The organism is Dendronalium sp. ChiSLP03b, assembly GCF_034531165.2.
GTDB classification, from domain to species: domain Bacteria; phylum Cyanobacteriota; class Cyanobacteriia; order Cyanobacteriales; family Nostocaceae; genus Dendronalium; species Dendronalium minutum.
In genome coordinates, this window is record NZ_JAVRBR020000125.1 from 65,295 (window position 1) to 84,127 (window position 18,833).

The following is an 18,833-nucleotide window of genomic DNA, read 5'->3' on the forward strand; positions in this document are numbered from 1 at the left end:
CTCAGTTTATATCTTTAAGAGATAGATTGGCACTTTTAACCCATTAATACATACTTTTGTCAATCAAACTAAATACTCATTTCTATTAGATATCTAAACAATAAAATATTGATAAATGAAATTTAACTGCTATGTTAATCAGCAACTTATCTAATACAATTTTGGATTTTGGATCGGGATTGGGAATTGCCATCTGCGTCTGGGTTATGTAAATCCATCTGTCGCAATCATTTTTTAAATTGGTATGAGTAGCCATGATGAACTACGTATACAGGACAGATGAAAAAACTCTCCCAGCCTTCCTAGTCCCCAGTCCCTAGTTCCTTTTTCATGCATGGCGGTGCAAGTTTTTCATTGAGACTGCCTTTTTTATGTGACTTAGTAAGTATGTTGAAATGACTTCTGTGATGCTGAAGTTACTGCCTGAATCAGTTCTTGAAGTTTGGTAGTTGCCACACCACTGGTAAATAATTCTTCTGCTTTGGCTATACCCGATCGCATATCTGGACAAATGCCACTCCGCCAGAGATAAAACCCTCCATTCCACAAGGCTGTTTGCATTAGTTCTCCAGGTTGACCAGCTAAAACTTTTTGGATTTCGGCAATCAACTCTTCGGTACTGCTAAGGGCTACGTTCTTGGTAGTAAAGCCGTATTCATGCGGTGCCAGAAGTAACCTTTCTATTTCTGGAGGTGCGTCAGGTGTAGATAAACCAATAATCGCAGTGCGATCGCGTGGTAAATCGCAACTACCTTCTAATCCTTTCACAAATGTAAATTTTGTCACTCCCCGCAACCCAAGAGCTACTTTGAACATGGCTTCTGTGGGAGGATGGACGAACCCAGGAATAATATGGGCATCCCCAGCATATGGGCACCATATTAGTTCCATTGTGGCGAAGGGTGGACGTTTGCCGAGTTGGTCGCGGTACTCCCAAATAGTTTTAATTAAAGGAAAATGAACGGGTGTATAAACAAAGCCAATTCCCGTTTGTTCAAATACCTGCTGTGTTTTTGCCAGCGGTAAACTAGTCCAATCAATTCCTAGTCCCAGCCAAATATCTACCAGGGGTAATCCATATTTTGTTGGCAAGCGATCGCCACCATGCATGATTATTGGTTGTCCAACTGCGGCGAGTAGTAAAGCCGTAACTGGGGCAATTGGTGCAGTCCGCGTTCTGCCATCGTAAGGTAGACCAAACACTATGACTGGACGTGCAGAAGCGATTGGTTGTAGCTTTGGCCCCAGTTCATCATAGGCATCTAACATACCCGCTAACTCTTCCCCCGTAGGCCGCCTGATCCGGTGAGCAATCAAAAACGCGCCTATTTGGGCTGGTGTTGCTTCACCCAACAGCATCATTTTTGTAGCGGTAGCTGCTTCCGCACGAGTTAAATTCTCTCCCGTGTGGTTTCCACTACCTACCTTTTTCAGTAATTCTCTAAATATATTGCTCATATTTACTTTGTCCTTTATCAGTTGTTAGTTATACCAATTTGAACAGTGATTGTGACAGATGAAGCACTCAAAGCCACTACCATTAACTGTTTCACAATCAAAAATCAAAGTTTCGCTGGAAGCGCACTAAAGGTACGACCCTAAATTCAAAATGGTATTTCCACTAACTACTAACCCTTTGGATTCGCCAGTTGTTCATGAGGGAAAGCACGCCAGATGCTCCACTTGGGGACTTCCAAATAAAAAAATAATCAATCGCTTAGGTGAGCAGGGGGAGCAGGGGGAGCAGGGGAGGCAGGGGGAGAAGAAATTGGATACTGATATTGGATGCAGGAATTGAGTAATTTAATTATTGGATGTCCCTTGGGGAGCCACTCCGTTGTGGGGGTTCCCCTCTTTGAAGGAAGTGGCGTGAGACCCCAAGACCGCACTGGCTCACCACTGACAAATGACACTTAAGAAGCCGATCGCTGCTGCTGAAATTGCGGTGGGATATCTTCCCGCACCAGTTGCCAAAAGTGATTGATTGGGGGAATCTGGAGACGGTCTTGAGTGGTTACCATTACTACCCGGCGAGTCAAACCAGTATTGTCAGACACCGCACCAGTACTATTACTGGCTAGAGGGCGAACTGCTAGGGTGGGGTCTTGGAGTGCTTCCATTAGTGCTGAGTGAGGCAGCAAAGCTATCAGTTCTCCTTGACGCACAACTCCCCGGAAGGCATCTAGAGTATTGACCTCTAAAGCTGCCTGAAGTCTAGCCTCTAAGCGCTCAAACTTGTCTTGCACTAGGCGTTGCATCCCATAACCATCTTTAAAAACTACTTGCGGATAATGAATTAACTCCGACCAGGGGATGCGTTCGTGTTGGGCTAGGGGATGATTTGCTGCAATCAGCACTTCTATGGGTTCATCATATAGTACTTCTACAACTATCTCTTTACCAGTGGTTAAAAAGCGATTATTCATCACAATTGCCAGATCCACCAATCCATCTTTGAGGACTTTGAGGGCGCGATCGCTACCCAATGATGTGACTCGCAATTGTACTTCTGGATAATCGTGACAAAATTTTTGCAACACCGGCGGCAAGTAAGAAGCACATAATGAGTGAATCGCTGCAATGCAAAGTTCTGGCTGCTTGCCTGCGAATAAGTCTGTTAATTCCTGTGTGGCAGTCTCCCACTCTTGGCAAATTTTGCGGACACGAGGTAGTAAACGTTCGCCTCCCAAAGTCAATTTGGCGTGACTTGTTCTGTGAAATAGTTCTACCCCTACATCAGCTTCCAATGACTGGATTTGGCGACTAATAGTCGATTGAGTAACACCACATTTCCGGGCTGCTTGTTGAAAGCTGCCTGTTTGTGCGATCGCCAGAAAGGCTTGCAACTGCTCTAGCCGCATGTTTATGTAGCCTGAATTACATTTATGGCTTTCATTAAGTTAACGGTTTTGTCCTCACAATTTAGTAGAGTTTGTTACAAGACTTTCTTTGTGACATATTTTAATAAAAATTTTTACTCACCGAACAAAGACAGAGAGCAGAAAATCAAAATTTTTTTCCTCTACCAAAAGAGTAGTCGCACCTTTAAATTTGATTTATAAAAAGGTAAAAATATTTTTACCATACACGTAATTTTTAATTCCGCTCAGCACTATTTCCTCTTGGAGGAAGGTGAATCTGCTCGTAGTTGTTGCCGTCCGTTGGTGATGATTCGTAACATATCTTGCAGGTCTTGCTCGATACCTTCGAGGACACTATCAGCATATTCATCAGCCCCATTTTCAATTTCTTGAGCTTGGGCGATCGCAGTTTTTCGCATTTCTTCTAACTCTTGCTGACAGGCACGCCGCTTTAACTCAATTTCGGTGAGGGTTTCTTGCATCATTGCCTCACATTCTTTTTGCACTTGTTGCCGCAGTTCTTCAGCTTCCCGTTGTGCCTGCTTGGTAATATCACTTTCAGCCAAAATTTGCGCTCTTTTTGCTTGGGCTGCCTCAACAATTTGCTGCCCATACTCTTCTGCCTCCAGCAGAACTTCCTCTTTTTGTTCTAGGATAGCTGCTGCTTCCTGAAAAACTGATGGCAAGGAAAGTCTGATGAAATCGAGCTGCTCCAACAATATTTCCTCGTCTACTAGCGTGCGTCCCGTCAGCGGAATACGCAGACCATCAAGAATCAAATCCTCCAGACGATTAAGTTCCTGCTGAATATCTACGCTTCCAGATCCGTTGGGATATTCTGGAGGGGGGGGATAGCTTCCGTTTTGATTGGGTTCGGTGTTGGAGAGTTGTGATTGTAGCATTTGTATATATCTAGGGCAATGTGTGGGGGAACAAGATGATCGACAGAACCACCAAATCTTGCAATCTCTTTTACCACACTACTACTTAAAAAACTATACTCATTTGATGTTGCTAGAAAAACAGTCTCTATCTGAGTTGAAATAGTTTTATTAGTGTGAGCCATTTGTAGCTCGACCTCAAAGTCGGAAATTGCCCTTAAACCCCGCAATAAAACTTGTGCTTGTCGCTCTTGGGCGTAGTTGACTGTCAGACCATCAAAGCTGTCGGCTTCTACATTAGGTAGATGTCGTGTAGCTAGACGAATCTGTTCTAGCCTTTGCTGCACAGTAAAAAGTGGCACCTTATTAGGGTTCCGTAGTACAGCAACGATCACCTGCTCAAACAGCCTACTACCACGCTGAATGATGTCAAGGTGACCTAAGGTGATGGGGTCAAAGCTACCTGGATAAATAGCAATCACAGTATTTAAGTGCATCAAAACTGCTTGGGTAATTATATCGAAACCCAATTGAATCCTAGCGAACTAATATTTTTGCTTAAGAAGTTAAAAGATTGGTCAGGAGGGAGTGGTCAGTAGTTATTTCTCTCATTTTCCCCAATCCCCAGTCCCCAATCCCCAGTCAAGCAAAACCTGTTCTAATTATTTATATACAGAAAGCCCCTTCTAGTCGTAGTGTTAGAAGCTGATAAAGCACAACAATTTAGTCAACTAGGTACTTTTGCATGGCATTGGATCTTTCAACTTTGCCTTTGGCGTTTCAATTTACTTCTCCAGGACCAATTCTGAGGCAAATAGGCCCAATTACTATCCGCTGGTATGGCTTGTTGATTGCCTCAGCTGTATTAATCGGGGTTAGCCTTTCTCAGTACTTGGCAAAGCGTCGTAACGTTAATCCGGATTTGCTGAGCGATTTGTCTATTTGGCTGGTGATTGGAGCAATTCCCGCAGCGCGGCTTTATTACGTTTTGTTTCAGTGGTCAGAATATGCCTCAAGACCAAAAAGCATTATTGCGATATGGGAAGGAGGTATTGCCATTCATGGAGCGATTATTGGTGGCATTTTAGCAGCATTAATCTTCGCCAAGCTCAAGCGGGTTTCTTTTTGGCAACTAGCAGATTTAGTAGCCCCTTCCCTGATTTTAGGACAGGCGATCGGGCGTTGGGGGAATTTCTTTAATTCTGAGGCTTTTGGCGGCCCTACCAACTTACCTTGGAAGTTGTATATCCCACCAGAACGCCGTCCTCCAGAATTGATTAATTTTGAGTACTTTCATCCCACCTTCCTGTACGAATCTCTATGGGATTTGATGGTATTTGCCCTGCTGATAACTTTATTTTTTCGAGGTTTATCTGGCAAGTCACGCTTACGAGTAGGTACGTTGTTTATGGTTTACCTAGCTACATACAGCTTAGGACGACTGTGGATCGAGAGTCTTCGCACTGATAGCTTGATGCTGGGGCCGTTGCGAATAGCACAAGTTGTTAGTCTCACCGGAATTACCTTGGGATTAGCTGGGTTAGCTTGGCTTTATATACGTAAACGCCCCTTGCCTGATGTAGTTTCTCCCTTTCAAGAAAATGGGGAGTAGGAGAAGCTGGCGAACCCGAAGGGTCTTGGGGTTTCCCCAAGTGGAGGAGCCAGCCGCGTGGGCGGGTCTCCCGACTTAAGCGGACTGGCATCAACTGCCGTGGAGATGAGGGGACAAGGAGAATAACAACTAACAAAAAATAAAAAATGCCCCAGAGTGTTCTCTAGGGCTTAACCAGGGTGCATCTACCATTACTCTCTACTAGAGAGAATATGGTTAATCCGGAAAGATACTGAGAAAGTACTAAAAAATTTTTTTGCAAATTTTATGCCTGCTGGTAATTACGTAAATTAGCTAAAAAGTTTGTATGCAAAACAATTTGGATTACATAAAATCCGCAGTGTATATTGTGGGAGCAGGCCCTGGAGATCCAGAATTATTAACCGTCAAGGCGCAGAAACTACTAGCTGTTGCTGATGTGATTTTATTCGCTGATTCTTTGGTACCCGAACAGATTTTGCACCTGTGTCGAGAAGATGCAGAAATGATTGGCACTGCAAATAAGACTTTAGAGGAAATTCTAGCGCTGACGATTGAACGGGTGCGATCGCAACACAAATCTGTTGTTCGTCTCCATTCTGGCGACCCCAGTCTCTACAGTGCAGTTCACGAGCAAATACACCTGCTCGCAGAGGCAAACATTCCTTTTGAAGTCATACCAGGGATTAGCGCCTTTCAAGCCGCCGCTGCCAAACTCAAAATAGAACTGACTGTCCCCGGTTTAGTCCAAACCATCATCTTGACGCGTATCAGTGGACGTACAGAAGTCCCCGCCAAAGAAGAATTAGCCACTCTGGCTGCACATCAAGCTAGTCTCTGCCTTTATTTGAGTGCGCGTCACGTTGAAAATGCCCAAGCTAAACTACTCGAACACTACCCAAGCGAAACCCCAATAGCGATTTGCTATCGCTTAGGATGGCCCGATGAAAAAATCAGGGTCGTTCCTCTTCATAACATGGCAGCCTGTACTCATGAAGAAAAGCTGATTCGCACCACACTTTATTTAATCAGCCCCGCACTCTTACCAGCAACAGGGCGATCGCGTTTATATCATCCCAAACACAACCACCTATTTCGCTCCTCTCATAAGTAAGGGTATTGGGGACTGGGGTATTAGTTATTTCTCCCCCTGCTCTCTTATCCCCCCTCATCTCCTCTGCGGTTCGGGAAACTTAAAAATGTCAATAAAATTTAAAATGCCAATTCGTTACTATGCCATTAATTAAAGTACAAACTTCTGTATCTACTCCTCAAAAAGCTGAAGTTGAGGCAATGCTTTTAAGCCTATCAGGCAAGTTAGCAAAACATTTGGGAAAACCAGAATCCTATGTAATGACGGCTTTTGAACCGGGAATTTCCATGACTTTTGCTGGTACTACAGATCCCATTTGCTACGTTGAATCCAAGCGTGAGTTAAGCTGTTGGAAAAACAAACCATTGGAGATTACAAGTAATAATTCCCTGACTTGAAGCCAGGGTGAGAATCTACATTCACTAGCAAATCGCTATTAAAAAGTGGCATTTTTTAAGTTAGCTCTCTGACCAAAGCATTCCCATTCGCAGCACTCCAAATACCACTAATTACGCCTGTGTAATGCAAAGGCACTTCAAAATAGCCACCTGCTGACAATTTAGCGGTAAAAGCACTTGTAGTAGCTGTTGCGCCAAACTCTATATACAAGTTAGCTGTACTTTCATTCCAGATAGTTGCACCTTGTCGATTAGAATTAGCATCTAGAACAGTAACGCTAGTAATAGAAGCCGGAACAGTTGTAGGTGTTGACGTGCCACTACTGGGTGTAGTAACTGTAACTTGACTAGGGTTATAAAGTCCCATATTTCACTCACTTATTTAAAAGAACATTCAACGTGCGATCGCAGTGGTGTAGTGAATGCGATCGCACAAAGCAAAACCGTCCTCCCTGTATGGGTGAGGACGGTTTAAGGATTTTCGTCACTATTTCCTAATGCCTTAAATAGAAGGCTTTCTAGTTGCTGCATTGCTGCAACTATTTCGTTGCGGCGAACCTCGTTCTCTTTTAAGCAGGTTTCAAGTTTTTCCTTATCAGCATCCACATACCCAAGGTAGGCTTGCTGTAACTCTTTTAGCCTGCTACGGATTCCCCCAGCAGCTGTCTGTCTTCCACTAGAATCCCTTTCTCTAAACGAATTTCCCCCTCGCTATCTGGGTTAAAAACTTGGTGCGGTTCATTCCCATCTGCTCCGCCTTGTCCGTCCTATCGCTGGAGGTATAAATTTAGACGCGAATCAAATCCTTGCCGATTTCGGAAACATAACTATAACCATGATTCGCCAGCACACTCACTGGTGATTTCCTACCATCACTGATGCGATCGTCTGGTTCGTTGGAGGTTATGCCTATGAAATAAACAAGGCAATACTTTGAGGTTTCATAAATAGAAGTTACCCAAGGATAGCTCATCTAAATCAAAAGCGATCGCGTTTATCAAGTGGCGCGATCGCTTGAAATCAATTCAGCTAATTCAACCTTGAATATGTAAAAAATATCACACATCTATGAAAATCGAAACCATCACTTACAAGCGGGTGAAAAACCTGGGCAATTACCAAACAGAAACAATGGAAGCAACCGCCACAGTTGAACAATCAGACCAGCCAGAACAAGTTGCTCTTTCATGGCCTTTGTCCGCACTCAACTTTATCCAGTTGAGCCAATGACCGCAGACCAGGATAAGCCAGTAGGCCCAGACAACAATCCTTTTTAACTAACCCAAAGTTTTGAAATGCGATCGCGTCTGGCGAACGCTTGTACTATGCCGAGGAGCGATCGCTTCATGCACGGTTAGCTGTAGAGCGCTTAGCTCTACAGCAGCAGCGAAGCTGCTAGCTTGCATCCAAAAGGGATGCAAGCCCGTGCGAGGCGCGCTACGCGATCGCAAATGAGTGAAGAAAAAATAATCCATTACGTTCCTGGGCATTGGAACGGACAAGCCTACGTAGAGGCTATTTGCGGCGAAGTAGTCAGTTGCTTTGAAATTTCATCACTGTTTACTAACTGTCCTCATTGCAAAATCAAGTGGCAAACGGCTGTCAAAGCTCAACGATCGTAAATACCTGATGCCAAACCCCACTTTAATCAAGTGGGGTTAAACTTTAGAGTGAAGTGGCAACCTCCTGTGTTGGAGAACTGTCTCATGTTGAGTAGTAGACGCTAGATTTTAAAGCGTCAAGCAGATACCAATTTTGATTTAAACGATCGGTATGAAATTCCAACTGTACCTCGGCTCTTTATTTTCCCAGATCAAAGTACGTCATTGGTGGCTCAGTATCTTCTTGTGGATTGCTTTGGTTGCTCCCGCTCAAGCCTCTGTAATTCTGCGTGTGGCAATTGAAAGGGGAGTTAATCAAGTAAAAGTCGGCAGTTCCACGACTGCGGTTGTTAAGGACAGTACCGGTCGTACTCTCGGACAATTGCCGGGGATGAATGCCTTTTATGCCCAAGCTATTCCTGGCGGAGTTGCTTTGGATAAGTGGCAGTCTGGTTTGTTTTGGATTGAACCGACAGGTAAAGGATTCGTTTATATTGGCGATCGCTGGTTTCGAGGTAGAACTCTGGTTGTCCCCACAGAAAAAGGCTTAACAGCCGTTAACTGGGTTGATGTGCAAGAATATCTCTACAGCGTCATCGGTGGGGAAATGGATGCCCGCTGGCCTCAAGAAGCTTTAAAAGCTCAAGCGATCGCAGCTCGTACTTATGCCCTTTACGAGCGGGAAAAACAGCGCAATAATCCCATTTACGATTTAGGTGATACTCCCGATCGCTGGCAAATATACAAAGGTGTCAGCAGTGAATCTCCTTCCACATATACCGCAGTTGATGGCACAGCAGGGCAGGTACTAACTTATCAAAACAAAATTATTCTCTCAGTCTTCCACGCTTGTTCAGGGGGACACACCGAAAATGTGGAAGATGTTTGGGGAAATAGCTTACCTTACTTGCGTGCCGTTCAGGACTACGATCAAAATATCAGTGAGTGTAATTGGGTGAAAACCTTCTCACCTACGGAAATTAGCGCCAGAATTTCTGGTGTGGGCAATGTCAAGGAGATGATTCCAGAGAGTTATTCTCCTTTCCGCAGTGTTAAAGTCTTAAAAATTGTTGGTGACAAAGGTACAAAGGTGCTACAAGGCGAGGAAGTGCGGACTGCGCTTAAACTTAAAAGCACCCGTTTTAGCGTTTCTAAGGGAGCGAATGGCGGTTTTGTACTGCAAGGACTTGGCTTTGGCCACGCTTTAGGCATGAGTCAGTGGGGTGCATACAATCTAGCTCGCCAAGGAGCAAACCACCTACAAATTTTAGGGCATTATTACCAAGGTGTAGCTCTAACACCAATTAAGGCGAAGTAATTGGGGACTGGGGACTAGGGACTGGGTAATGGGTAATGAGGAAGAAAAATATAATTTACCAATTACCAATCCCCAATCCCTAGGGACTTCCAAATAAAAAAATAATCAATCGCTTGGGTGAGCAGGGGGAGCAGGGGAGGCAGGGGGAGAAGAAATTGGATACTGGTATTGGATGCAGGAATTGAGTAATTTAATTATTGGATGTCCCCTACTCCCCACTCCCTTGCTGGAGACGCTTTTGCCATTCAGCGTCAATTTGTGCAGAACGCTCCACTTCTTGTTCGAGTAAGTCGGTTTCGGTGGAGTATACTAAATCTTCTTGCCCGATGACTTTTTCGGTTGCAAACTGACGGGCGTAGTCAATTTTTTGCTGTAAAGCTATATCTGGGTTTGTCAATAGCCTAGCTCGGGAAAGGCGATCGCGGTTGCGTGCAACAATTTTGCGATTGCGCCACTGAATCCAGAAATAACGCACCAGTGGTATGCCTAAAAAACCTATTCCGTAAGCCAACAGTAACCAATAAATCCCTTGTGCAAAAGCTACTAGTCCACCCAATTGGGCGGCAACTGTGCCATCTCTTAACAAACTTCCCAAGACTAATGCACCGACAAAATTGAGTATGCCTAACCCAGCACTTAAGGTAATTTGCCCAGAACTGGCCGCACTAAAACGCCAAAGCGATTCCTCTAGATACACTGACACTGACTGACGATGCTGTTTGGCTGCACGCACTTGCAATTCTGGGAAGTAATATACAATCTGCCCCTCAGAACTTACCGTTGGTTGCCCGTTAAATCGGATGAGAACGGGCAACATATAATCTTCGTACTGTTGTGTATATATCTCACCAATATTATCTAAATACGGAGCGATTTGTTCTGCTGCTACTGCGCCACGGTGACTACGAATTACAGTCGCAATTTCTTGCCAGCGGCGTTCTTCTAAGTTGGCATTAGGATTACCATCGCCAAATAAAAACGAAAATACAGCCTCAAAAAAATTCAGATTGCTTTGTTGATGCCTTTCGCGCCGCCGTTCTTGGTAGTGAGTGTCATAATTTGGGCTAAAGTACCAGAACAAATCTGGGAAAAAGAAAAACCCCCCACCAAAATTGCTGCCTCGATCGTTGCTATCACGGTCTGAGTTGGCAGCAGTGGCGATGATAATGATGGTAATAGTAATTAGGGCGATAGAAGCAATTAAGAAAATTCCAAAGGAAATGCGAATGAGGTAAAACATAATTCCCCAAACCTTTTTCCACCATTCCTGCAATCGTAACTGCAAGTATTTATTACGTAAAATCTCTCTAAAATTGCGCGGAAATTGGTAAACAATATCACCAGTTTCTGCTACTTGTAAATGTCCACCAGCATCAGAAGCTAGAGCTAGTAATCCTTGTCCAGCCTCAGCAACATTTAATCCTGCCTGAGTTGCCACATCACCAATGGTAACGCGGTAGCCCAGTTGTTCCACAGCTTGCATAATGGTGGGATTAGGAGCCATAGCTCTCCCCTCCTATTGAAATTCACTTTCTCTCTTAAGTATAAAGTTTTATTTTGAGTACCTTGTCAGGATACCAATCGCAAGCGCTCGAGAAGGATGCAAATTGCCGCAATGCTAGATTTTTGCATCTCAGTGTTGCGTTGTACCCATGACTCAACTCGATGGCAACTACTCCAATTGCTCTACATCATTGCGGTTGGATCTATCCTTAGCATCAGGTTTGTCTTGTTTGCGATCGTCCAGCCTACTTCGATTTTAAGCTTGATGCTTGCCAATATCTAGAAACAGCAACATTGTCCTTTAGCGATGGTCACAGCTTGCAATACAATAATGACGCTTTTGGCTACCCTCAGTGGTGGAGTTCAGATTTAATTGATTTCACGCGGGCAAAAAACAGATGGCAGCTTGCCAGAGACGATTAGATTAGTTGGATGAGAATTAAGCTGCTATTTGCCACTATCTTCATGTTAAAATTATCTACCTTGGCTTGGTTAACCAGCAACTTTTCTGTCCTAGCATATGGCTCAGTATACTCTCGCTCAAAGCCCAGAAATTATCCTCACTGTTCCTGGCAAAGATTCAGCTAAAGCCCGTGAAAAAGCGATGGATCAGTTGGTGGAACTGATGGATGCGGGTAAGCTATCCACAGAATTAGAAGAGGGATTTGGCCCTCAACAATTAATTGAGGTGAAAGAACCAACTACTGATTCTACTAGCGGTGAGGACGCTATTACACAAGCTGTCCAGGTTCTTAACAACCTAGCTACACTCAAGCTTAAAGTTCAGGAATCTCGCACAGAAGCCTTAGAAATTCGCAAGGCTGTTGATGTTCTCTTTTCAGATAAATCGGTAACTGAAGAGGAAATTACACGCCTCAAGGAAGGTTTTAAAGTTCTCAAAAATTTTGCCCAAGCTAATGTGCGTTATCAAGAAGCGCGAGCTAGGGCAGAGCAAGCTAGGCAAGTTTTAGACGAGGCTTTAAAATCGCCTGAAAAGTAACTTGTTATTGCTATTGAGTAATACAAGAGTCAAAAGTCAAAAGAAAAAACTTTTGACTTTTGACTTTATTAATTACCCAATCTAAGGTCTTCTAGTTTTTCTCAAAGCATAAGAAGCTGAGGAATTATTTTCATTTACTACTTCTACACTGACACTCTCAGCACTCCCGCTCTGTTTGTAATATTGCTGATAGTAGTTATGAGAAACATGTGTAGCGTCTTTGGACTTGTTGGCTATCATGCCTAAGAAGGGAGTGCCTGATATTTTAATCTCTTCTAAGACTTGCTGTAGTGCAGTGCGTTTTAGCTTGCCTAAACCAGCTACTAGCACAATGCCATTGGTATTATTAGCTAGAAGGTAGGCATCTGCAAATCCTAACAGAGGTGGAGTGTCATAAATCACTAAATCGAAACTTGCTTGTAGGTCATTCATCAAATCTTGCATTTTATGAGATGCAAGTAACCTAATTGAGTCTGGTGGAGTTGGTCCGGCAGTCATGACAAACAAATTTTCCTCAAGGGGCGATCGCTCTATCACGTTGTGCCAGTCTAGATCTTGTGAAATTACATCTGTCAATCCTTGAATGTTCATCAGTCCTACTCGATTGTGTAGGCTAGGACAACGTAGATTAGCATCCACTAGTAATACTCTTTGACCCATGGCAGCGGCTGCTTGCGCTAGCTGTATAGCAATGGTAGACTTACCGTCTCCCTGTCCCGCTGAGCTAATCACGAGAGAACGAATTGCCGTATCTGAACCCAAAAGCAGAATATTGGTGTACAGAGAGCGAAAAACTTCAAAAAAGGAAGCGCGAAGTGGTTGTTGTACACTTCTTGATAAATTTGCTCCTGCTCCTTCAAGTTCTTTTCTTAAAGGAACTATCCCTAATAATGGCAGTCTAGTATTTTCTTTAAGTTCTTGAGCAGAGTAGAATATGTCGCTGAGTTTATCTACAACTAAAGCTGCTCCGACACCTAACAGTAAACCTAAAAGACCTCCTAAGGCTAAGTTTCTCTTAGCACTGTCTGAAACAGCACTAGGTTCATTTACTTGAGTTAGTTTGGGATCGAGTAACGACCAAGGTTGTAGCTTTTGAGATTTCTCAATTTGCAACGCTTGTTGTTTAGCTGTAAATTGCGTGAGTCCATTGTTGGCAATTTGTAATTCCCGTTGAATGTTATCGTGATTACGGCTAATAGTTGCCAAGGCTCTCACACTATTGTTGAGATTTTTTATTTTCTCATCGAGGGCGCGATCGCGTGCTATCAGGGAACGGATGCGGCTTTGAAAATCTCTTTGAACTCGCATCTCTTCTTGTGCAAGCAAGGGAAGTAAATAAGCTTTCCTTTGCCTTAATGTCTCCATTGCTGGATTATCATCCGTGAACACAGCTGACTGTCTTGTAATTTCAATGTCTGCTGCTTGAATTTGATCGAGTATCCTTTGATATCTAGCATTTTCACTCAGCACAGAATTACCAGCCCTTTCACCTGGCTGTTGCACTAATTCCCTTCGCAAATCTTCATATCTGGCTACTAATTCTTCTATTTCCACCCGATTAGCTATTTGCTCTTTTTGAAAACTAGCAATTTGACCAGCTAATTCATTAGCTTTCTGTGTCGGGTCAATTAAGCTATTTTCCCATCTCAAGTTTCGCAATTGGTTTTGCCAGTATTTAACTCGCTCTTCCAATGGTTTTCTTTGTTCTATAACAAATTTAATAGCCTGATCCACGTCTGACTGACGCTCCTCGAGACTATACTTCAGATAAGCATCAGCTAGTAAACTTGAAACATCAATAACTTTTTGTTGGTCTTCATCAGTATATTGGACTTGTAAAATCTGTCCGTTCTTGACCGCAGGTTGAATAACTAAGCTACTAAGAAGTGATTTATAAGTCAGGTCTGGGTATTTAGGTTGCAGCTTTTCAATAATAGGATCGAGAACTCGATGACTTTGCAAAACTAGAATCGTTGTATTGCTTAACTTTCCTGCTGCTTCTTCGCCACCTAAAGCTTGAGGAACATCTTGTATAACTTTGCTCTCACCTGTTACTGGTCTAGTTAAAATGTCAAACGTCCCCAGATATACTGGTGGATCTGTTTCTGCCTTCAACACTGCCGCCGTTGCTAATAAGCCTGTTATACCAAGAATTAGCAGGATTCGGCGACGCAGAACCGCTCCTATTTGGCCCAGATTCAATCCACCCTCATCACTGTCATTTAATTGAGCAGCGTTAGCTTCTGACAACAGGTGAGGATATTTCTCTAACTTTTGCATAGTATTTTGTAAATTAAACTACCAAAACTTTTTACACAAGTGGGTCCTTCGATTTGATGTTGGCGTAGGTAGTTGGACTTTCCGCAAATTACCTTGGATCGCTAGTGTACTCAAACAAACTAGTAAATTAATTGGTTAATTATATAGCCCAAGTACCCTTAATGTTATGGGTGTTGTTAAAAACCAGGCTAATGTACTCATAATTCTGACTACAGTCTTTAAAATACAGGCTTAATCAGAGCAGCGCAATATAACTACAGTAACATTGCCTAGGATAAATTTATTTATGAGTTCATCTGACCTTGAATCAAAGTCATACATAATTTTTACCAGCCAATAGTAAGCCTGAGTTACAACTAACATTATTTTCCAGCTTGCTGCTTGACTGTTTTAATTTTGTGGCTAAAGACTAAAGATAATAAGTTGGGGTAAAGTTACCCATCTCAACTGAAGCTTTTGTGATGGGTGATTGACGGGAAACACCTAAAAAAACTGTCTGACTCAATAATCCTAGAGTAGATGATAAATGTAGTTTCTCTGTGTACTGGGGCGCTAGGATTCGAACCTAGGAATGGCGGGACCAAAACCCGCTGCCTTACCACTTGGCTACGCCCCAAAGCCATGCCTTCATTAATATAACAGCCTATCCTAGGACAGTGTCAAGTACTTGAAGAGGAAATTCAGAAAAAACACTGTAGTGAATGAATTTAGTCAGCAAGGTAAACTTTCATTCGTTCTGGTGAGGCAACTTCAGTATTAGGGAGCCACTGCGTTGGGGAGGCAGTCCGGTCTTGGTGGTTTCCCCAAAGAGGAACAGCCGAAAGGTTTCCTCGGCATAAAGCGACTGCCATCGGCTTTGCAACTTGTTTGCTGAAAGCATTCACGTTTCCCTGCTTTTAAGCAAGCTAGGCGCAGCAGCGACCGTAGGAGAAGGGTAGCAACTGGCGTAGTTTCCCCCATGAGTGACTGCCGAACTCCGAAGGGGTCTATGCAATTCATTGTAGCTGCTTAATAACTGCGTAAATTCAACTTAACTTTACAAAAATTTGACATTTCTGTGTTTTTTTGATGAATCTGTCTTTAAAAAAGAATACACGTATGTAGAATAACATTTGGATACAGTGAGTAAATTTCCTAGCTTATCCAACATTTTGGATACAAGACTATGCGAATAAGTGCTTCTGCCAAATCACGCTGGTTTATAAAGTTAACACTTTTTATACAAAATTTTCGGGTATATCAGCAGAAAAAATTATTAAAGAGCTATATAGTGTAACTCTTTATGCTGAAAAAGTCTGCTATTACTGAGACGGGTGTCGTCTGATTAAGTACGTTGCTGATTTTGAATACTACTTTAGCAAGATGGTCTAAATAAGGCTTGTGTATAAAAAAACTGTTTTATCTACCAGATGTGAATGTAACAAGCAATACATGAGACGCATGAGCTATGCAAAATCTTAGATAGGTAATCAGAGGAAATTGAGAAAAGATGAAATTTACAGAATTAGAAACCTACATCTCAGACTCTTCAGTAGTAGTAGCAGATAAAGAGCAAATCTTTTCAGATATTGGCGGTGAAGCGGTCATTCTGCATCTCAAGACTGGAATTTATCATGGACTCAATGAGATAGGAGCAAGGATTTGGACTTTAATTCAAGAACCAAAAGCTGTAAAAGATATTAAGTATATTCTTTTAGAAGAATATGAAGTTGAAACTGAACGTTGCGATCGCGACCTCATCGCTTTGCTGAATGACCTGCTAGCTGCTGGACTCATTGAGGTTAAAAATGAGACGAATGCGTAATTTCCTGCGTTTGAGTGCAGGCGATCGCTATTTTTTAATCAAGACCTTGATTTTACTGGCAGCAATTAGGCTAGGGTTGTGGTTACTACGGTTTAGCACCTTATTGAAAATCTTAAATAGAATTAACCAACAAGGGCAGATTTCCCATAGAGTCTCCATAAGCAAGATTGTTTGGGCTGTCAACGCAGCGACCCGTTACGTACCTGGTGCGAAATGTCTGGCGCGTGCCTTGGCTACTCAAGTACTGATGAATCGCCACGGCTACTCTCCTGAACTCCGCATTGGTGTTACAAAAGGAGAAACAGGAAAACTGGAAGCTCATGCTTGGATTGAGTACCAAGGATGGGTTGTGATTGGCAATCTTCAAGACCTTTCGCGCTATATGCCACTGCCATCCTTGGAGGGCGTGAAATTATGAGTGGCATTATGGGTGTTCAGAATCTTAATAGTCAGCCTGTAAGTTATCAAGACTTAGAAAAAATGGTCGATATACTTGCACACCGAGGCCCTGATGGTGCAGATATCTGGGTTGAGGAGTCTGTTGGTTTTGGACATCGAATGCTATGGACAACTTCTGAATCATTAATAGAGAAACTACCTTTTGTTAATCAAGCAGGGAATCTTGCGATAACAGCAGATGCTCGCATTGATAATCGAGAGGAACTGATACCCTTATTGAAACTGCCAGAACGCCCAATCGAAAAGATTACAGATAGCGAGTTTATATTAGCTGCTTATGAAAAGTGGGGCGAGTTTTGCCCAGAACATCTTTTAGGTGACTTTGCTTTTGCTATTTGGGATAAACGCCAGCAATCTCTTTTTTGTGCAAGAGATCATTTTGGAGTCAAGCCTTTTTATTACTATTACCTGCCAAGTCAAGTCTTTGCATTCGCTTCAGAGATTAAAGCACTGTTATGTTTACCACAAGTACCGCGCCGACTGAACGAGGTAAGAATAGCTGATTACTTAGCATTGATGATGGAAGACAAAACCATCACTACTTACCAAGACATTTTAAGGCTTCCTCCCGCTCACAGTATGGTTGTTAACCAATCGGGGCTAAATATATGGTCGTATTGGACGCTGGAGCAGCGGGAATTACGGTTAGAATCAAATGAGGCCTATGCAGCAGAATTTCGGAAGATATTTACAGAAGCAGTACGTTGTCGTTTGCGTAGTGCCTTTGCGATCGCAACTCACTTAAGCGGTGGATTAGACTCTTCTGCCATTACCTGTGTAGCACGGAATTTACTTGCTCGAGAAGGAAAAACTCCGCTACATACCATTTCAAGTATTTTTGACAAAATTTCTGAATGTGACGAGCGTCCCTTCATCAATGCGGTACTCGAACAGGGAGGATTAATTCCCCACTACGTTCACGGCGATCGGTTTGGCCCGCTATCTAACTTGGATAGTATTTTCCAGTATGAAGATGAAGCTTTGTTAGGCCCAAGTCATTTTTATCCTTGGACGATCAATGACGCTGCAAAGGAATTGGGACTGCGGATTTCTCTAGATGGTTTTGATGGAGATACCACCGTCAGTCATGGTACAACTAGACTCACAGAACTTGCACGCGCAGGAAAGTGGAAAACTTTTGCACAAGAAGTCAAAGCTCTATCACCACATCATAACGTTTCACACACTGCTGTGTTGCGAAATTATGGGCTGCCACAGCTGCGGGATTTAGCAAAACAGTTCCGGTGGATAGCATTTGCTCAAGGAGTGCAGAAAATCCATCAATATTTTGGTATTTCCCGCAAACTATTGATTATCCATCACGGAATTAAACCCCTGGTAGAGCAAGTCTTGCAGCTTTGGCGCAAACAAGAAAATTCCCCAAAATCCTTGATTTCGCAAATTCCTTTAGTTAAGCGTCAATTTGCCGAACGAATTCACTTAGAGGAGCGGATTCAGACACTAGATAACTCCACCGAATCACCTCTCACCCTTAGAGAAGAACATTGGCGTAGTCTCACACAGGGGATACTGGTTTACACCCTAGAGCAGATGGATCAATATGCAGCGATGTTTTCCTTAGAAGCTCGTCATCCGTTTATGGACAAGCGACTAATTGAATTTTGTCTAGCGTTACCTTCTGAACAGAAGTTGTACCAAGGATGGGGTCGCATGGTGATGCGTCGTGCCTTAGACGGTATCCTGCCGGAAACAATTCAATGGCGTGGAGGAAAAACAAATTTAACACCGAATTTTCTGCATGGTCTAGTGCATCGCGATCGCCAACTTCTTGATGAAGTGATGTGCAACAAACTAGAAAGTATTGAAAAGTATATAAATGTAGATTTCTTACGAACAGCTTATCAGCGACTGATATCAGCCGATGACAAAGCTAGCAATGATGACAGTACGGTAGTTTGGCAGGCTGTCACTTTGGCTTTGTGGCTTGACCACAAGCAAGTGATGCTGTAAGTCCAATTCTTGGCAGGTTGTGGCTTTATTTGCACGCTGTAAGTCCAAGTATTAAGGGTTATTACCCTGAATT

Annotated in this window: 19 protein-coding genes, 1 tRNA gene and 1 pseudogene; 10 read left to right on the plus strand and 11 right to left on the minus strand. The window is 43.0% G+C overall.

Annotation, left to right across the window (positions count from 1 at the left end):
- Positions 1-378: 378 nt before the first annotated feature.
- The 4 genes from RMY31_RS29050 to coaD all read right to left on the minus strand — a co-directional run bounded on the left by RMY31_RS29050 (position 379) and on the right by coaD (position 4,224).
- A complete protein-coding gene (locus tag RMY31_RS29050) occupies positions 379-1,458 on the minus strand; it encodes an anthranilate phosphoribosyltransferase family protein (RefSeq protein ID WP_322656451.1) in 1,080 nt (359 codons plus the stop codon).
- 455 nt (positions 1,459-1,913) lie between these two features.
- Positions 1,914-2,861 (minus strand): LysR family transcriptional regulator, encoded by a 948-nt coding sequence (locus RMY31_RS29055; RefSeq protein WP_322656452.1) that lies wholly within the window; start codon positions 2,859-2,861, stop codon positions 1,914-1,916.
- A gap of 251 nt (positions 2,862-3,112) precedes the next feature.
- Positions 3,113-3,763, minus strand: a complete 651-nt coding sequence (locus tag RMY31_RS29060) for a DivIVA domain-containing protein (protein ID WP_322656453.1) — start codon at positions 3,761-3,763, stop codon at positions 3,113-3,115.
- Positions 3,673-4,224, minus strand: coding sequence for a pantetheine-phosphate adenylyltransferase (coaD, locus tag RMY31_RS29065; protein WP_322656742.1), 552 nt, complete (start codon positions 4,222-4,224; stop codon positions 3,673-3,675). The genes RMY31_RS29060 and coaD overlap by 91 nt, the downstream gene beginning before the upstream one ends.
- A 263-nt stretch (positions 4,225-4,487) precedes the next feature.
- Between coaD and lgt the strand changes: the two genes are divergently transcribed.
- From lgt to RMY31_RS29080, 3 genes and pseudogenes are all read left to right on the plus strand, one after another.
- Positions 4,488-5,354 (plus strand): prolipoprotein diacylglyceryl transferase, encoded by an 867-nt coding sequence (lgt, locus tag RMY31_RS29070; RefSeq protein ID WP_322656454.1) that lies wholly within the window; start codon positions 4,488-4,490, stop codon positions 5,352-5,354.
- Between the two features lie 307 nt (positions 5,355-5,661).
- Positions 5,662-6,447, plus strand: a complete 786-nt coding sequence (gene cobM / locus RMY31_RS29075; RefSeq protein ID WP_322656455.1) for a precorrin-4 C(11)-methyltransferase — start codon at positions 5,662-5,664, stop codon at positions 6,445-6,447.
- Between the two features lie 119 nt (positions 6,448-6,566).
- Positions 6,567-6,761 (plus strand): annotated as a pseudogene (locus RMY31_RS29080) (phenylpyruvate tautomerase MIF-related protein); the annotation flags it as partial.
- A gap of 118 nt (positions 6,762-6,879) precedes the next feature.
- Here the strand turns inward: RMY31_RS29080 and RMY31_RS29085 are convergent.
- Positions 6,880-7,191: a hypothetical protein gene (locus RMY31_RS29085; protein ID WP_322656456.1), complete on the minus strand. Its 312-nt coding sequence runs from the start codon at positions 7,189-7,191 to the stop codon at positions 6,880-6,882.
- Positions 7,192-7,611: 420 nt separating this feature from the next.
- Entirely contained in the window at positions 7,612-7,797 is a 186-nt protein-coding gene (locus RMY31_RS29090; protein WP_322656458.1) for a hypothetical protein, read from the minus strand.
- 95 nt (positions 7,798-7,892) lie between these two features.
- Here RMY31_RS29090 and RMY31_RS29095 point away from each other — a divergent pair, with 95 nt between their 5' ends.
- On the plus strand, positions 7,893-8,054 hold the full coding sequence (locus RMY31_RS29095) for a hypothetical protein (RefSeq protein WP_322656459.1): 162 nt from the start codon (positions 7,893-7,895) through the stop codon (positions 8,052-8,054).
- A 47-nt stretch (positions 8,055-8,101) separates the two neighbouring features.
- On the opposite strand, the gene RMY31_RS29100 is transcribed toward RMY31_RS29095, so the two are convergent.
- On the minus strand, positions 8,102-8,314 hold the full coding sequence (locus tag RMY31_RS29100) for a hypothetical protein (RefSeq protein ID WP_409878766.1): 213 nt from the start codon (positions 8,312-8,314) through the stop codon (positions 8,102-8,104).
- A 283-nt stretch (positions 8,315-8,597) separates the two neighbouring features.
- On the opposite strand from RMY31_RS29100, the gene RMY31_RS29105 reads away from it, so the two are divergent.
- A complete protein-coding gene (locus tag RMY31_RS29105) occupies positions 8,598-9,743 on the plus strand; it encodes a SpoIID/LytB domain-containing protein (protein ID WP_322656461.1) in 1,146 nt (381 codons plus the stop codon).
- Between the two features lie 208 nt (positions 9,744-9,951).
- On the opposite strand, the gene RMY31_RS29110 is transcribed toward RMY31_RS29105, so the two are convergent.
- A complete protein-coding gene (locus RMY31_RS29110; RefSeq protein WP_322656462.1) occupies positions 9,952-11,247 on the minus strand; it encodes a hypothetical protein in 1,296 nt (431 codons plus the stop codon).
- Positions 11,248-11,343: 96 nt separating this feature from the next.
- Between RMY31_RS29110 and RMY31_RS29115 the strand changes: the two genes are divergently transcribed.
- Both RMY31_RS29115 and RMY31_RS29120 read left to right on the plus strand, forming a co-directional pair.
- Complete coding sequence (locus tag RMY31_RS29115) at positions 11,344-11,529, plus strand: hypothetical protein (protein WP_322656463.1); 186 nt, start codon at positions 11,344-11,346, stop codon at positions 11,527-11,529.
- 237 nt (positions 11,530-11,766) lie between these two features.
- A complete protein-coding gene (locus RMY31_RS29120; protein ID WP_322656464.1) occupies positions 11,767-12,246 on the plus strand; it encodes a hypothetical protein in 480 nt (159 codons plus the stop codon).
- 81 nt (positions 12,247-12,327) lie between these two features.
- Here RMY31_RS29120 and RMY31_RS29125 read toward each other — a convergent pair whose 3' ends face one another.
- The 3 genes from RMY31_RS29125 to RMY31_RS29135 form a co-directional block, all read right to left on the minus strand.
- On the minus strand, positions 12,328-14,526 hold the full coding sequence (locus tag RMY31_RS29125) for a GumC family protein (protein ID WP_322656465.1): 2,199 nt from the start codon (positions 14,524-14,526) through the stop codon (positions 12,328-12,330).
- 544 nt (positions 14,527-15,070) lie between these two features.
- A tRNA-Gln gene (locus RMY31_RS29130) sits at positions 15,071-15,142 on the minus strand.
- Positions 15,143-15,233: 91 nt separating this feature from the next.
- Positions 15,234-15,410: a hypothetical protein gene (locus RMY31_RS29135; RefSeq protein WP_322656466.1), complete on the minus strand. Its 177-nt coding sequence runs from the start codon at positions 15,408-15,410 to the stop codon at positions 15,234-15,236.
- Between the two features lie 605 nt (positions 15,411-16,015).
- Here RMY31_RS29135 and RMY31_RS29140 point away from each other — a divergent pair.
- The 3 genes from RMY31_RS29140 to RMY31_RS29150 are packed head-to-tail and all read left to right on the plus strand — an operon-like array spanning position 16,016 to position 18,760.
- Entirely contained in the window at positions 16,016-16,330 is a 315-nt protein-coding gene (locus tag RMY31_RS29140) for a PqqD family peptide modification chaperone (protein ID WP_322656467.1), read from the plus strand.
- The gene (locus RMY31_RS29145) at positions 16,314-16,748 is read left to right on the plus strand and encodes a lasso peptide biosynthesis B2 protein (protein WP_322656468.1); all 435 of its coding nucleotides are present in this window, start codon (positions 16,314-16,316) and stop codon (positions 16,746-16,748) included. The genes RMY31_RS29140 and RMY31_RS29145 overlap by 17 nt, the downstream gene beginning before the upstream one ends.
- Positions 16,745-18,760, plus strand: a complete 2,016-nt coding sequence (locus tag RMY31_RS29150) for a lasso peptide isopeptide bond-forming cyclase (RefSeq protein ID WP_322656469.1) — start codon at positions 16,745-16,747, stop codon at positions 18,758-18,760. Before RMY31_RS29145 ends, RMY31_RS29150 begins: the two co-directional genes overlap by 4 nt.
- Positions 18,761-18,833: the final 73 nt, after the last annotated feature.